Origin of the sequence: Tsuneonella aeria, from assembly GCF_009827495.1 — a bacterium.
GTDB classification, from domain to species: domain Bacteria; phylum Pseudomonadota; class Alphaproteobacteria; order Sphingomonadales; family Sphingomonadaceae; genus Tsuneonella; species Tsuneonella aeria.
The window spans coordinates 740,012-753,149 of sequence record NZ_WTZA01000001.1; the positions used below are offsets into that span (position 1 = coordinate 740,012).

Here is a 13,138-nt window from a genome sequence, read left to right on the forward strand (position 1 = left end):
CAGGGAAAATTGTCTGGCCGCACTGCGGTGGTCACCGGTGGCGGGAGCGGCATCGGCGAAGGGATCGTGCATCGCCTCGCGCGTGACGGCGCCGAAGTCATTGTCGCCGAGTTCGACCCGGCCAGCGGCGCTGCCTGCGCCGACGCGGTCAACGCGGCAGGCGGCACGGCGCGCTTCATAGAAGTCGACGTTACCGACAAGGAAAGCCTGCTCGGGATGATGGCCGAGGCCGGCGCCGTCGACATCCTCGTCAACAACGCATGGCGCGGCAGCGGCGTCGACCGGATCGAACGCAAGACCGACGAACAGATGGATGTCGCGCTGCGCTTCGGGGTCCATGCCGCAAAGTGGTCGATGCAGGCTGCGCTGCCCCATATGAAGAGTCGGGGTTGGGGCCGTATCATCAACATGGCCTCGCTCAACGGCGTCAACGCCCACATGGGCAGCGCCGACTACAACATCGCGAAGGAGGCGCTGCGCGCACTGACCCGCACCGCCGCGCGCGAGTGGGCCCGGTACGGCATTTCCTGCAACGTGGTCTGCCCTGCCGCAATGTCGGACGCCGCGCGGCGGATCATGTCGCAGCAGCCGGGCATGATCGAACGGATCGAAGCGGCCAATCCGATGGGCCGCATGGGCGATCCGGAAAGTGACATCGCGCCGGTGGTCGCCTTTCTGGCGAGCGAGGACGCGCGCTATCTTACGGGCAATACCCTGTTCGTCGACGGCGGCGGGCACATCAACGGTGTCGCCTGGGCGCCCGACCTGGGCGACTGAGCACGGCTCAGGGCGCGCCTTCGATCGCCGCGAGCCTGGCCCGGGCGCGGGCAGCCACGTCGAGATATATCGTCGATTCCTGCACAGGCATGTCAGGCTCGGCCAGCCGCGCCAGATAGACATCGATGGCGAGCCGCAACGCCCGCGGATCGTCGGGCGCGCCGTATTGCGCCCAGTCGGCGAGCCGGGCGGCGAGCATGGGCTGCGTCGGGAGCAATTCCCGCGCGCGCGTATCGAGCGCCTCCACGCCGCCGGCCAGCCGCACCGCCTCGCGCGCTTCGGCTTCGTATGGCAGCGCCGCGAAGTGCGAAGGGATGTCGTCCCACCATCCCGTCCAGCGCCGCGCGACCATGCGCGCGATATCGGCCGGGCGGTTGTACTCCGGATCGAGCAGCGGTGCCTTCGCGAACTTCTCCGGCCATGGCACGTTGGCCGCGATCACGTCCTTGCGCTCACCCGCGTTGAGACGGTCGACCACGTAGTTGTCGATCCATTCGAGCGCTTGCGCATTGAGGGTCAGCGCATCGCCGATAGCGCCCTTCCCCCTGACCGCCGCGTTGTGCATCGGCAGCATGAGCTCCGGCTGAAGGGCCGCCATCTGGCGGAAGGCCTGGGCCCACTCCGTGATATGCCGCGTGATCCGCTTGCCGTTACCGGCGTTCGGCAGGAAACCCTGGTAGTAATCGGCGGTGAAAATCGTCTTGCGATCGGGCAGCCAGACCCAGATCTGCTCCTCCGTTTCGCCGGGCGAGCGGATGAACACGAATTTCTCCCCGCCGATGGTTCGTTCCATGCGGTCGCGGAACGTGATGTTCGGCATGACGACATCGTCGCGGCTTGTCGGCTGGAGCGCGAGCGGCTGGTTGTTGAACCGGCCGATGGACCCGCCAAGGCGGATTTCCTTGTCCATCATCGCCGGGAACACGTCGCTAGCGATGACGTCCGGCCGCGGGGTCAGGCCCATCAGGGCCCGGGCGCCATAGGCATGATCGACGTGGACGTGGCTGAGGACGATCGTCTTGAGCGGCTTGGGCGACAGCGTGGGGAGGACATCCTTGAGCACCTCGCCCACGGACGCATAGCCCGAATCGATCAGGACAAGTTGATCGCCCGTCTCGACAACGGCAACGTTGACGTAGGGAAAGCGTATCAACCACAACCCCTTGCCGGGCGTGCCGTAGCTTTCGACCGTCATCTTCGCGCGGGCTTCGGCAACGACCTCCGGCGCGGTGCTGAGCATCTGCCGCGCGATCAAGGGCGCGGACGCCCCGCCGAAACCGTCGTTTCGCGACAGATGCCGCATGACGTCGGGGTGCTCGCGCGCGAGGATCGCACGCCCTTGCATGGCGAGCTTGTCATCTTCGCTGGGGACGAACTCGTGGGCGCTAGCCGTGCTGGCAAACAGCACGGCAGCAAGGATCAGGCGCTTCATGCCGCAGGCCTCCGATCGAACCATGGTTGCGCTTTTTCGAGTTGTGCCGCGAGGCGGAACAGCGTCGCTTCGTCTCCGTAGCGCGCGGTGAACATGCTGCCGATCGGCAGCCCCGTCTTCGACATGCCGAGCGGCACCGACATGCTCGGCTGGCCCGTCTGGTTGAACAATCCGGTCCACGGCGTGAACGGCGTGACGTTCTTGATGAAGGTCTGGAAATCCTGGGCAAGGTGGATCGTGCCAAGCTTCGGCGGCACGACCGCGATGGTCGGCGACAGGATCACGTCGTAATTATCCATGAACCGCGCCAGCTCGACCGCCGCGGCCTGCAAGGCGTTGTTGCCGCGAACCCATTCGGTCGCCGGGAACTTGGCGCCCAGTTCCCGGAACGCGAGCGTGACCGGCTCCACCAGATCGGGGCCGAGCGTGACCCCCATCGCCTTGGCGCGGTCGTCCAGCTCCGCCGCGACGGACGCCCCCATGAGGACGAACGATGCCTGGCCCACCGCCGCGGCATCGATCTTCGGGGCGGCTTCCTCGACATGATGGCCGAGGCTTTCCGCCAGCCTGGCCGTTGCGCGCGCGGCATCGAGCACTTCGGGATCGACCGGCGTGCCGCCCGGCGTGGTCAGCCACAGCGCGATGCGAAGCTTGCCCGGGTCCCGGCCGACCTCAGCCAGATAGGCCCGCTCAGGCGTGGGCGCAGCATAGCGCGAGCCCGGCTCCGGCCCCCGCGTCGCGTCCAGCAAGGCCGCGCTGTCGCGGACGCTCCGGCTCACGACGTGGTGGATGGAGAGGCCGCCCCAGCCTTCCGTGCGCAGCGGGCCCATCGGGGTCCGGCCGCGGCTGGGCTTCAGGCCGAACAGCCCGCAGCACGAGGCAGGGATGCGGATCGAGCCACCGCCGTCGGTCGCATGCGCAGCCGGGATCACCCCCGCCGCGACCGCAGCCGCCGCCCCGCCGGACGATCCACCGGCGATATGTTCGGGGTTCCACGGGTTCCGCGTTGCGCCTTCCGCGATCGATTCCGTGGTCCCGGTCAGGCCGAATTCGGGCGTCGTCGTCTTACCGAAGATCACCAGCCCGGCGCGCTGGTAGCGCCGCACGATCTCCGATGTCACCGTGCCGACGTTGTTCTTGTAGAAACGGCTGCCCTGGCCGGTCACCGTTCCTTCGATGTAGGTGTTCAGATCCTTGACCAGCCACGGAACGCCCGTCAGCGGGCCTTGCGGCAGGCCGGCGTCGATGGCCTTGCGCGCCAAGTCATAGTGCTCGCGGGCGAGGAAGTTGTATTTGGGGTCCGCTTTCTCGGTGCGGGCGATCGCCGCATCGAGCAGCTCGCCCGGGCTGACTTCGCGCTTCCGGACCAGTTCCGCGAGGCCGAGCGCATCATGCTGCGAGAATTGATCCCGTTGGACCGCCATGTGTTTCTCCCTCGCCCCCGCCGCGCCCGCAACCGCGAGCGCCGCCCCGCCCGCGATCACCTGCCGGCGCGTGGCGCTCACGCCGCCACCATCGACTTCGGCACGCCGTCTCCTTCGGCGTAGTAGCGCGCGTAGAAGCGGCGGAACTGCGCGATGGGGCCGTCACCCTGGCAGATCACGGGATTGGGCTGATACTGCTGACGGTCCCAGACGACCTTGTCCTGGTCGAGCTGCTTGTTGACGTCCTTGATGATCGCGCGCGCCAGTCCCGCCATCGGGCCTTCAGCCTGTTCGCGTGGCTGGGTGTAGAAATAGCGCACGTGCATGCGATCGGGCTCCACCGGTGTGACGCACGCGATCAGCAGCGTCTCGCAGATGCCGGTAAACCGCACCCATGCCTGCCCGGGCCCGTTCGAGATCGACGTGATCGTCCCGTCCACTTCGCCGCGGGGGGTGCCCATCTTCGCGCGGACGATGCCGGTGCGATCCCACTCCCCCCAGCCGAGTTCCGCCTCCGGCATCGACGCCGTGCCGTGAATGAACTTGAAGTGCGCGAAATCGACGCCGTTCTCGGCCATGTTCTGAAGCGAGCCCCAGACGGTCCAGCTCGCTTCGTCGTAGGGCGTCCAGGCCGGATCGCTGGTCTCGGGAATGTGCTTCACATCGTAGAGCGGCGCGATGTCTTCGGGATGATACCAGAACCAGATCACCTGGTTCGCTTCGGCGACGTGCCATGTGCGCATGCACTTGCGCTTGACCTGGGGCGGAATGGACGGGGAATAGGGGATTTCCTTCACCACCCCTTCCTCGCCGTCATAGCGCCACGCGTGGAACGGGCATTCGAGCAGGTTGCCGGCCACCTTGCCACCATGGCCGAGGTGCGCCCCCAGGTGCTTGCAATAAGCCTCCATCATCCGCACCTGGCCGTCCTCGCCGCGCCAGATCGCCAGATCGGTGGAGAAATAGCGCAGCGGCTTGACCTCGCCCGTCTGCAGCTCGCTCGAAAGCATGGCCGCGTACCAGCCGAACGGGTACCCGATATCGAGCCGGCGCTCCTCCACCGACGCGCGATTGGAAGGTTCGGCGAGCCGCCATTCGAGCAGCTCCTCCTTGCTCATGCGCTCGAGAACCTGCCAGACGGCGACAGGAGGGGTACGGGCATCTCTGGGATCGGCTTCGACCATTGTCAGTCTCCGAGCTTGAACAGCTTGCGCGCGTTTTCACGCAGGAACTTGGGCCAGACTTCGTCCTTGAGCGGCACGTTCTCCATGTCGGAAAAGATGCGGTCGAGGCTGAGCCCCATCGGGAAATACCCGGCGTATATCACCTTGTCGGCGCCGCGGGTGTTGGCATAATCGATGATCGCCTTGGGATAATGCTTCGGCGCGAACGCGCTGGTCGAATAATAGAGGTTCGGCCATTTGAGCATCAGCTTCACGGCCAGCGCTTCCCACGGCTCGGCGCCGTGGCGCATGACGATCTTGAGATCGGGGAAGAACCAGCACACTTCGTCGAGGTGTTCGACCTTCTGCGTCTCCATCGGGATGCGCGGGCCGGGAATCCCGACGTTGAGCAGGATCGGGATATCGAGCTCGACCGCACAGGCGTAGAGCGGGAACATGTATTTGTGGTTGATCGCCACTTGCGGCAGCGTGCCGCTGGGAAACACGCTGATCGCGGAGAGTCCGACCTCGGAGTGCACCCGCTTGATGCGGCGGACTTCCTCCATGCCCTTGTTGGGATCGCAAGGCATGTCGAAGAAGAACCGGTCGCCGTACATCTCCTTCGCCCGGCGCGAGGTATCGTTATCGTTCCACCCCACCAGCGCGCGCTCGATGTTGAAGCGGTCCATCTGCTCGACGGTCCAGCGGATGTAATCGGCCTGCTGCCCCGATTCCGGAATGTCCTTGAACATGTACTGCGCCGGCATCGCGAACTGCTCCAGCGTCTGCGCGTCCTTTATCAGGGGCCGGAAGCTGGCGTACCAGTCGCCGCGCTCTTCCGCTTCGGGAATGCCCAGCATGCAATCGATGATCTTGATGTCCTTGGGATACCCCATCAGGCGGGCCCTCCGATAAGTTCGTTCCATCGCGCCTTGAGCGCGCGCTTGTCGATTTTGCCCACCGCGTTGCGCGGAAGGGTCTCGCTTGAAAAAGCCACCCGCCCGGGCGCCTTGTAGCGGGCCAGCCGCTCCCCCACGTCGCCGATCAGGGATGCTTCGCTGTGACCTTCGCCCACGACCACCGCGACCAGCAATTCGCCCAGACGTTCGTCCGGAATGCCGAAGGCCGCGCATTCGGTGATGCCGGGCAATTCGCCGAGTGCGCGCTCCACCTCGGCGCAATAGATGTTCTCGCCGCCCGAAATGACCATGTCCTTGGTCCGGTCGACAATGAAGATATAGCCTTCTTCATCGACGTAGCCGACGTCGCCTGTTCGCAGCCAGCCATCTTCGGAAAGGACCGCGGCCGTGTCATCGGGATGGTTCCAGTAACACTGCATCGTCTGCGCGCCGCGGACGAGTATCTCGCCCGTCAGCCCCGCCGCCAGCGCCTCGCTCCCAGGCCCTTCGATCCGCACGTCGACCAGGGGCAATACGCGGCCGGCGGAGGCGGGCTTTCGCACGAAATCTTCGCCCACGGCCTGCGCGATCGCACCCGACGCTTCCGTCATCCCGTAACCGGTGCCCATCTGCGCGGCCGGGCAGACATTGCGGATCGCCTGGAGCAAGTTGACCGGCAGCGCCTGCCCGCCCGACGCCACGTTGCGCAGCGATGACAGGTCCGCGTCTTCGAGTCTGGCGGTGTTCAGCAGGTCCCAGAGCATCGTGGGCACGCCGGTGAACATCGTGATCTGTTCGTCCCGGATGAGCCGGAGCGCCTCGTTCGCATCCCAGCGGCGCATGATGACGATCTTCGATCCGGCAAACAGCGGAGAAAGGAACGCTGAGCCCAGGCCCGATATATGGAACAGGGGATAGACGAGGAGCACCGCCTGCTGCGGCATCTGCGACATCAGGGTTTCAGGCTCCACCCCCAGCTTGCGCGCCATGTTGTGCAGCACCATGACCCCGGAAAGCTGCATCGAAAGCAGGCCCGTGGTCAGGGCGCGGTGGGTGAGAACGGCCCCCTTCACGCGGCCCGTGGTCCCCGAAGTGAACAGGATCGCGGCCGGATCGTCCGGCGCCGCGGGCTGGACAGGCAGGGAACCTCCGGCATTGCCCCAGGCGCCACCGGCATCGCCATCGGCATCGGCGTTGGCGTCGGCGGTGAGGTCGAGGATCCGCCCGGCGTATCCGCCTTCGCGCAGCCGCGCCGCCCGGTCCGCGTCGGCGATCACCACGGCCGGCGTCACTTCTTCGATCATGGCGACAAGCTCGTCAGGCGAGCCGCGGCTGTTGAGCAGCGCGGCAACGCCGCCCGCCTTGACCGCCGCCATGAAGGCCACGATCCATTCCGCACGGTTGCGCATGCAGATGGCGACCCGATCGCCTTTCGCTATCCGGAGCTGCGGCGCGATCCGATCGCGCCAGGCGAACACATCCTCGAACGTCAGGCGTCTTTCGCCCTCGACGATGAACGTCTTGTCGCCGTGCCTGCGCGCCGCATCGATCAGCACGCCCAGGTCCGCGGGCATGTTGACGAAGCAGCGGCTCCCGTCGCGTTCGCCGATCTCGAACGGTTGGCCGGCAGCGGTCAGCGCCGCGAGGACAGGATCGACCGCACCGCTCATGCCGCTTGTGCCGCCACTGATTTCGCCCATTGGTAATCCTGTTTTCCCGCCGGCGATCGCCGCACCTCGTCCACCCAGATCAAGGCGCGCGGCAGCTTGTATCCGGCGAGCCCCGCCTGGAGATGACTCCTGATCTCTTCCAGCGACGGCCGTGCGGCGTCCGCGCGGGGCGAGAGGACCGCGACCACCCGCTCACCCCAGCGCTCGTCAGCCTGGCCGACCACGACTGCATCGAACACGGCCGGATGGGAACGAAGCGCTTGCTCCACTTCCTCCGGGAAGACTTTCTCCCCCCCGGTATTTATACAAGTAGAACCGCGCCCGAACACGGTGATCTTGCCGTCCTGGTCCAACCGGGCGGCATCACCCGATACTGCCCACAGCCGGCCGTCGATGGCCTGGAAAACCTCTGCCGACGCCTTCGGGTTCTTGTAGTATCCAACCGGCGTGTTCCCGCTTCGCGCGACGAAGCCGATTTCGCCAACCTCGCCGATCCGTCCATCGACGATGACCTGCTGGTGTTCCCCGGCCGGCAATCGCATCACCCCTTCGTCGGACGTTTCGGCCATCCCGGCGATGCCCGTTTCCGATGCGCCCATGCCGTCGGTCACGCTGGCGCTGGGGACAAGTTCCTTGAGTTCGTCCTTGAGCTTTTGCGAGAATACGGCCCCGCCCGAACCGAGGTTCATCACGCTGGCCAGGTTCCACCGCTCCGTATTGGCGCGCAGCGCGTCCCGCAACGGGACCGCCATTGCGTCTCCCACGAACTGCACCAGGTTGACGCCTTCGCGTTCTGCCGTGTCCAGCATCCGTTCCGCGTCGAACGCGGCGCCTTCGTCCAGCACGATCGTGAGGCCGTTCAACAGTCCGGACCACACCGCCCACATGGCCGCCATGTGCATGAGCGGCGCGAGCGGGAACATCTTCAGCGGATACCCGTCACGCGCACGATCCGCGATGCCGGCCGGTTCCGCCAGCACGCCGTGCGGGTTGAAGAAACCGGCCCCTCCTGCGCAAGCGAACAGGAAGGCACGGTGCGGCCACAGCGCCCCCTTCGGCAGCCCGGTCGTTCCGCCCGTATAGCAGATCAGGCAATCGTCTTCGGAGCGTTCGTAGGGTCCCGCCGGCTCTGCCGAGAGAAGATCGGCATAGGGGACGGAGCCTGCCGTATCCGCGCCGGAGCCATCCTGCACCGCTACGGCCAGACGAAGCGTCGGGATGTCGCCGCGTATCTCACGAACCGTCGGCGTAAACTGGGCACCGTGCACGATCGCCGCGCAATCGGCGTTGTCGAACAGGTAACGCAGCTCTTCCGCGCGATAGCGGTAGTTCACGTTGAACGGGACCGCCCCGATCTTGCACGCCGCGATGAAGACTTCGAGGTACGCCGGCCCGTTGTGGAGATAGAGCCCGATGTTGTGGCCGCGCCCGATCCCCCGCGCCGACAGCCCTCCCGCGATACGGTCACACCGCGCGTTCAGTTCGGCGTATGTCAGCCGCGCGGAATCGGAGATGACGGCAACGCGGTCCGGGACGGTCGCCGCGACCGTTTCGAACAGATCGGCGAGATGGAACTGGCCCGCCATCTGCCGGTCAGTAAACGGCCGCCGGATTCTTGGCGTTGGGGCTGCCCAGCATCTCGCGATGCGACGGACGGTCGCGCCCGCGGTCCGTCACACCCAACTCGCGCGCGACCTCTGCACCGATGAGGGTCTGGCCCGACAGCTCGTCACGATTGGGTGCGCGGCTGATCGCGTCCAGGATGTGGCCGGTGAACTCGGGGTTCTCGGCCATCTCCATGAAGCCCTCGTATTGCTCGGGATTGACCTCGCGTGCGATCAGGGCGCGCTCCGTCACTTGTGGGCCAAGCCAGATGGAGACAGCGGCCACGCCGGTCCCCCGCAAGTCATGCTCCATGTCGTGGGCCAGCTTGTCGAGACCGGCCTTCTGCGCGCCATAGGCCGGGCCGTGCATGTAGCAGCTTGCGCCGAACGAACTCACCATGCCGATCAGCCCGCTGCCTTGCGGCACCATGATCCGGGCCGCGTGCCACGACGCGATGTAGGCCGAACGCAGCCCCACATCGAGGATCTTGTGCGCGTCGAGCTCTTTCTCCCAGAACGGCTTCTTTTCGATGAGCTGATGATGGATATACGCCGCGTTGTTGACGAGCAGGTCGAGCCGCCCCTGTTCGTCGCGGATGCGCTGGAACAGTCGCTCCACCTGGGCGTCGTCGGCGTGATCGCAGATGGCGGCGATCCCTTCGCCGCCGCGTTCCGTGACGGCGGCCGCCGTTTCCGCGACCGTGCCGGGCAGGACGCTCCCGTCCCACCCCTTTGCATCGCCGGGCGCCGTCGTGCGGCCCGTCACATAGACGGTGTAGCCGAGCTCACCCAGGCCGCGTGCAATGCCGGCCCCCGCGCCGCGGCTGGCGCCGGTCACGAGCGCCACCTTTTTATCCATCATCCACACCCTCCTGCTGCGACGCATTTTCTAGTTTGAGTGACATATATACGATGGTTTGCGAATTGGAAAGCGGCACCGCGCTACGCACTCAATCAAAATTCGCCTGCCCGCCGTCCAGGGGTATCGTCGCCCCGGTGAGGTATGCCAGGTCCGGCCCGCACAGGGCGGCGACAGCGCGCCCGATGTCTTCTTCCAGCCGGCCGATCCGCGCAAGCGGTATGGTCCGGAAGAAAGCCTCCGCCTCCTCGGGATTGTTTTCCACCCACCATTTCAGCCCGGGCGATTCGGCGTGCGGGGCGACGGTCAGGACACGGATCCCGTCGCGTCCCCACTCCGCTGCCGCGGCGCGCGTCAACGAACGGACGGCCTGCTTGACCGCCGCGTATGCGCCGTATCCGGTCATGTCCCAGCGAATGCCCGCGGACGAGGCCAGGTTGATGATCGTCCCCCCGCCGCGCGCGACGAGATGGGGATGGGCCAGCTTCATCAGGCGGAAGCTTGCCAGCGGCCCCGATTCGAACCCCGCGACGAACGCATCGTCGGTGACTTCGAGCAGGGTGCCGAGCGGCACTTCCTGGGCATTGTTCACGACGATATCGAGGCCGCCGAAAGCGTCCACGGCGGCCGCGACCATCTCGCCCAGCGAGGCAGGATCCTTCACATCCCCCGCAATGGGCAAGGCACGGCCGCCACGTTCGCGTATCGCGTCGCAGGTCTGTTCCAGCTTGGCCGCGGTGCGCCCGGACACCGCGACCGCCGCGCCCGCATTGGCCAGCGCGAGGGCGATGCCCTGCCCCACCCCTTGCCCGGCGCCCGTGACCAGCGCCACCTTGTCCCGTAGGTCCGTCATCCTATCACCCCGCAGATTCGTAAATGTGAAGCGGTCACATTTACGCATCAGGTTGACAGACGCCCGCACGGTGCGTCAATTGCGTCTCGAACTTATCAGCGCATGGACGCTCGAAACACCACCAGAGGAGCGTATGATATGGCCCACGACCTGAACGGACGCGTCGCGATCGTGACCGGGGGGAGTGACGGGATCGGCCTTGCCACGGCGGCACTCCTCGCCCGCCGCGGCGCGCACGTGGTCATCTGCGGCCGCCGCCAGGACGCGCTGGATTCCGCCCGCGCCCGGATCGAAGGCGAAGGCGGCAGCGTGGAGGCGGTGCAGCTCGACGTGACGGACTTCGACGCGTTCACCGCCCTCATCGAACGGGTCGCGGAGGAACGCGGACGGCTCGACATGCTGGTCAACAACGCGATGTCGGTTCACTATGCCCCCATCGGCAAGCTCACGCTCGATCACTGGCGCAAGGATTTCGCGGTCAATGCGGAAGCCGTGTTCATCGGCACAAAGGCCGCGATGAAGGTGATGGGCGAGGCTGGCAAAGGTTCGATCGTGAACATTTCCTCCACCACCGGCATTCGCGCGATGGCCAATTACGCCAGCTATTCGGCTTCCAAGGCGGCGCTGATCCAGTTCACCGCCGTGGCCGCGATGGAAGGCGCGCGCAAGGGCGTGCGCGTCAATGCCATCGTCCCGGGCCAGGTCCAGACCACCGCGACCGAGGACTTCGCCCGCACCGCGCCCGAGATCGCGGCAAAGACGGCGGACGCCATCCCGATGGGCCGCGGCGGCCAGCCGGAGGAGCTGGCGGAAGCGATCGTGTTCATGCTGTCGGACGCTGCGAGCTATATCACCGGGGTGGCCCTGCCGGTCGACGGCGGCAAGGCGGCGCAACTCTACATTCCTTCCTGAGCGCGATGCTGGACCAGCTGCCCCCGACGATCCCGCACGCCGCGCAATCGGCGGCCGCTCGCTGGGGCGATGCGCCCGCACTGATCGAACGCGGCGAGACGTGGAGTTTCGAACACCTCTGGCAGCAATGCCGCACGGCCGCGGCCGCGCTGATCGCGCAAGGCATCGGCCCGGGCGCCCGCGTCGCGATATGGGCACCCAATTCGCGCGAATGGATCGTCGCGGCCGTCGGCGCGATGACCTGCGGCGCCGCCATCGTCCCGCTCAACACCCGGCTCAAGGGGCGCGAGGCGGGCGACATCCTGCGGCGCACGCGCGCACGCGTGTTGTTCACGGTCCGCGATTTCCTGGGGATCGACTATCCCGCGCTCCTGGCGGACGAAGCCCTGCCCGCCCTGGAATCGACTGTCCTGATGGACACGGACTGGGACGCCTTCGTCCGGGGCGGAAACAACGTCGATCCGGCGCGGGTTGATGCCGCGCTCGCGGCGCTGTCGGCAGACGACCTGTCCGACATCATCTTCACGAGCGGCACAACCGGCGCACCCAAGGGCGTGCTCATGACTTATGGCCGGGTCATTCCGCAGGTGGGCGTGTGGATCGGCAATACCGGCCTTGCCGAAGGCGAACGGTACCTGATCGCCAATCCGTTCTTCCATTCCTTCGGGCTCAAGGTCGGGTGGGTCGCGTGCCTGATCGCGGGCGCGGTGATCGTCCCGATGGCACAGTTCGATGCGCGGCAGGCGGCACGGATGATCGAGGAACACCGGATCGCGTTCCTTCCCGGCCCGCCCACGATCTTCCAGATGCTGCTGGATGAAAAGCAGGCACGGCCATTCGACTGCGCGTCGCTGCGCGGCGGGACAACCGGTGCGGCGACCGTGCCACCGGTGCTGGTGCAGCGCACCATTGCCGAACTGGGCCTGCGCGATATCGTCACCGCCTATGGGATGACGGAGTGCGTCAACATCACGTCCTGTCGCCCCAGGGATTCGATCGACCGGATCGCCACCACTTGCGGCGCTGCGATCCCCGGCAACGAGGTCGTTATCGCCGGGGAAGACGGACGGGAACTGCCGCGCGGGGAAACGGGCGAGATCCGGGTCCGCGGCCAAGGGGTAATGCTGGGCTACCTCGATGACCCGGATGCCACGGCCGAGGCTATCGATGCGGACGGGTGGCTTCATACCGGCGACATCGGCACGATGGACGCCGACGGCTATGTGCGCATCACCGACCGCAAGAAGGACATGTTCATCGCCGGCGGCTTCAACTGCTACCCGGCGGAGATCGAGAAGCTGCTGGCCGAACATCCCGCCATTTCGATGAGCGCCGTAATCGGCGTGCCCGACGAACGGATGGGCGAAGTGGGCAAGGCGTTCGTCGTCCTTCGCCCCGGTGCCAGCGCTGGCGAGGAGGATCTCATCGCCTGGTCGCGCGCCAACATGGCGAACTACAAGGTCCCGCGCAGTTTCGTGGTGGTGGACGAACTGCCGCGCAATGCCTCGGGCAAAGTGATCAAGACGGAACTCAGATAATCCGCAA

At 66.3% G+C, this 13,138-nt stretch carries 11 protein-coding genes; 3 read left to right on the top strand and 8 right to left on the bottom strand.

Annotated features, from left to right (window positions below; genetic code table 11):
- Positions 1-9: 9 nt before the first annotated feature.
- Entirely contained in the window at positions 10-777 is a 768-nt protein-coding gene (locus GRI40_RS03545) for an SDR family NAD(P)-dependent oxidoreductase (RefSeq protein WP_237488987.1), read from the top strand.
- Between the two features lie 7 nt (positions 778-784).
- On the opposite strand, the gene GRI40_RS03550 is transcribed toward GRI40_RS03545, so the two are convergent.
- From GRI40_RS03550 to GRI40_RS03585, 8 genes are all read right to left on the bottom strand, one after another.
- Positions 785-2,209: an MBL fold metallo-hydrolase gene (locus GRI40_RS03550; protein ID WP_160610068.1), complete on the bottom strand. Its 1,425-nt coding sequence runs from the start codon at positions 2,207-2,209 to the stop codon at positions 785-787.
- On the bottom strand, positions 2,206-3,714 hold the full coding sequence (locus GRI40_RS03555; protein WP_337190481.1) for an amidase: 1,509 nt from the start codon (positions 3,712-3,714) through the stop codon (positions 2,206-2,208). Before GRI40_RS03555 ends, GRI40_RS03550 begins: the two co-directional genes overlap by 4 nt.
- On the bottom strand, positions 3,711-4,817 hold the full coding sequence (locus GRI40_RS03560; RefSeq protein ID WP_237488988.1) for a Rieske 2Fe-2S domain-containing protein: 1,107 nt from the start codon (positions 4,815-4,817) through the stop codon (positions 3,711-3,713). Before GRI40_RS03560 ends, GRI40_RS03555 begins: the two co-directional genes overlap by 4 nt.
- A gap of 2 nt (positions 4,818-4,819) precedes the next feature.
- Complete coding sequence (locus GRI40_RS03565; RefSeq protein ID WP_160610069.1) at positions 4,820-5,692, bottom strand: amidohydrolase family protein; 873 nt, start codon at positions 5,690-5,692, stop codon at positions 4,820-4,822.
- Entirely contained in the window at positions 5,692-7,395 is a 1,704-nt protein-coding gene (locus tag GRI40_RS03570; protein ID WP_237488989.1) for a class I adenylate-forming enzyme family protein, read from the bottom strand. Before GRI40_RS03570 ends, GRI40_RS03565 begins: the two co-directional genes overlap by 1 nt.
- The gene (locus tag GRI40_RS03575; RefSeq protein WP_160610070.1) at positions 7,362-8,951 is read right to left on the bottom strand and encodes an AMP-binding protein; all 1,590 of its coding nucleotides are present in this window, start codon (positions 8,949-8,951) and stop codon (positions 7,362-7,364) included. Before GRI40_RS03575 ends, GRI40_RS03570 begins: the two co-directional genes overlap by 34 nt.
- A 7-nt stretch (positions 8,952-8,958) precedes the next feature.
- Positions 8,959-9,831 carry an SDR family NAD(P)-dependent oxidoreductase gene (locus GRI40_RS03580; protein ID WP_160610071.1) on the bottom strand — a complete coding sequence of 291 codons (873 nt, stop codon included), beginning with the start codon at positions 9,829-9,831 and terminating at the stop codon, positions 8,959-8,961.
- 88 nt (positions 9,832-9,919) lie between these two features.
- Entirely contained in the window at positions 9,920-10,681 is a 762-nt protein-coding gene (locus GRI40_RS03585) for an SDR family NAD(P)-dependent oxidoreductase (RefSeq protein WP_160610072.1), read from the bottom strand.
- Between the two features lie 138 nt (positions 10,682-10,819).
- Here GRI40_RS03585 and GRI40_RS03590 point away from each other — a divergent pair, with 138 nt between their 5' ends.
- Positions 10,820-11,593 carry an SDR family NAD(P)-dependent oxidoreductase gene (locus GRI40_RS03590; protein WP_160610073.1) on the top strand — a complete coding sequence of 258 codons (774 nt, stop codon included), beginning with the start codon at positions 10,820-10,822 and terminating at the stop codon, positions 11,591-11,593.
- A gap of 5 nt (positions 11,594-11,598) precedes the next feature.
- On the top strand, positions 11,599-13,131 hold the full coding sequence (locus GRI40_RS03595) for a FadD3 family acyl-CoA ligase (protein ID WP_160610074.1): 1,533 nt from the start codon (positions 11,599-11,601) through the stop codon (positions 13,129-13,131).
- Positions 13,132-13,138: the final 7 nt, after the last annotated feature.